Origin of the sequence: Bacteroides sp. ET71 (assembly GCF_023336905.1) — a bacterium.
In the GTDB taxonomy this organism is placed as follows: Bacteria; Bacteroidota; Bacteroidia; order Bacteroidales; family Bacteroidaceae; genus Bacteroides.
In genome coordinates this window covers 1-2038 of sequence record NZ_JAMBLS010000079.1, presented here as the reverse complement: position 1 = coordinate 2038, position 2038 = coordinate 1, and the positions used below count along the sequence as shown (strand labels likewise).

Annotated in this window: 3 protein-coding genes; 2 read left to right on the top strand and 1 reads right to left on the bottom strand. The window is 46.2% G+C overall.

What is annotated here, in order from left to right:
- The coding region (locus tag M3090_RS15155) for a Crp/Fnr family transcriptional regulator (protein WP_249057664.1) at nt 1-494 on the bottom strand (494 nt) is incomplete at its 3' end.
- A 156-nt stretch (nt 495-650) separates the two neighbouring features.
- On the opposite strand from M3090_RS15155, the gene M3090_RS15150 reads away from it, so the two are divergent.
- Together M3090_RS15150 and M3090_RS15145 are read left to right on the top strand one after the other, a co-directional pair.
- Nucleotides 651-977: a DMT family transporter gene (locus M3090_RS15150; RefSeq protein WP_021928755.1), complete on the top strand. Its 327-nt coding sequence runs from the start codon at nt 651-653 to the stop codon at nt 975-977.
- Nucleotides 978-989: 12 nt separating this feature from the next.
- Nucleotides 990-2038, top strand: a 1049-nt coding sequence (locus tag M3090_RS15145; protein ID WP_249057662.1) for an MFS transporter, incomplete at its 3' end; no start/stop codon positions are given.

Here is a 2038-nt window from a genome sequence, read left to right as displayed (position 1 = left end):
AACGGCAACCGCTGTAACAAATCAGGCTCTTTCTCCAACAACTCGTGATACCGTTCCGAGGCGACGGCTGACAACATGGAAATCAGCCGTTCCTCGGCAGCAAGCAGTTCCATTTCCGCATAACGCCGTCCCCAATTGGCTATGTGCAAATCCTCCAAGAATAACTCTTTCAGTTTTTTCCTTTCCAATACATATAAGACAGAATTTTCCATCAGCTCCATTGTTTCATACCCCGGTTCGTCATTCACATATCCTTTCATGGAAACAATAGTCGCCCCTTCCTTGCCGACCCAAAAGGTAATTTCTTTCCCCTCTACCGAAGTATAGGCGCGGACAATGCCTTTTTTGATGAAAAAGATGTCTTTTTCTATCTTGCCATATTCCATCACTTGGAATCCTTTGGGGTATGAGACTTCCGTCAGGCATTGCCGCAACTTGTCCAAAGACGCATCCGGCATGGCATATCTCTGGTTGATGATTTCCTTTATATCCATAAGTCATTTTGTTGTGGTACAAAATTATAAAATAGCGCACAGAAACAGCTGCTAACGGCTGTTTTTTGTCAAATGCAAAATCCGTTTTTACCAAATGTAAAAAACGGTTAGAAATTACTTGCTTACTTTTGCACCCGAATTTAATAAATCATAGGTATGAATTGGATAATTTTATTTTTGGCAGGATTGTTTGAGGTAAGCCTTACATTCTGCTTGGGAAAAACGAGAGAGGCATCAGGTATTGGTTTTTATCTGTGGGGAAGCGGTTTCTTGGCTTCCACGGTATTGAGTATGGCATTACTTGCCAAAGCGGTTCAGACTTTGCCTTTGGGCACGGCATACGCCATTTGGACGGGTATCGGAGCGGTCGGCACGGTCTTGATTGGGATATTCGTTTTCAAAGAGCCGGCCACTCCCATACGGCTTTTCTTCCTGTTCACGCTCATTGCCTCCTTGATTGGATTGAAAGTTGTGTCATACTGAAAGGAGGAATAAATGATGAAATATGAATTGAGAGAAAACCACGGCATTCCGGCACCTCTGCTGGCTCTGATGGCAGTCGCTACCGGGCTTTCCGTTGCCAACTGCTACTACAACCAGCCTTTGTTGGGCAGCATGGCAAAGGATTTTGGGGTAAGCGACTTTTCTGCCAGCATGGTTGCGACATTGACCCAGATAGGTTATGTAGTCGGACTTGTGTTTGTCATTCCGCTTGGCGATTTGGTTTCACGAAAGCAGCTGATATTGACCAATTATATCATTTCATCGTGCGCATTGCTTGCCATAGCACTTGCCCCTAACATCTATTGGGTGTGGGGCGCATCCTTGCTTGCCGGAGCATCTTCGGTTATGCCGCAGTTCTTCATCCCGTTGGTGTCTTTCCATTCAGCACCAGCACACAAGGTACGCAACGTGGGGATTATACAGTCCTGTCTGCTCATAGGCATTCTTGGCTCACGGGTGTTAAGTGGTTTCCTGGCTGATATGTGGGGATGGCGTTCCGTCTATTTTGTGGCTTGTGTGTTTATGCTCGGATGCTTTCTTATGATTTACAAGATGCTTCCCGTTCTGCCTGCTCGTTCACGTGAAAATTATGCGGGTCTGATGAAATCCTTGTTGCGTCTGCTTGCCAAATACCCGTACTTGCGTATCGCTTCGTTGAGGGCGGCATTGGCTTATGGCTCGTTCTTTGCGTTGTGGAGTTGCCTTGCTTTCCGGATGAAGCAAGAGCCATTCTTTGCGGATGACGATATTATCGGGGCACTCGGTTTGTGCGGATTGGCAGGTGCGTCTACGGTTGTATTCATTAGCGGCTATATCCAGAAGTACGGCGTAAGGTTCTTCTCCATTGTCGGGGGATGTGTTATCTTGGCTGCATGGTTGTTGGCATTTTTTGGAAATGACAGCTACTTGTGGATGATAATCGCCATCCTTTTGATTGATGCAGGAATGCAATGCATCCATTTGTCAAATCAGACCAGCGTGGTCTCCCTTGACGCATCCGCCATCAACCGAGTCAATACCGTTTATATGACCATCTACTT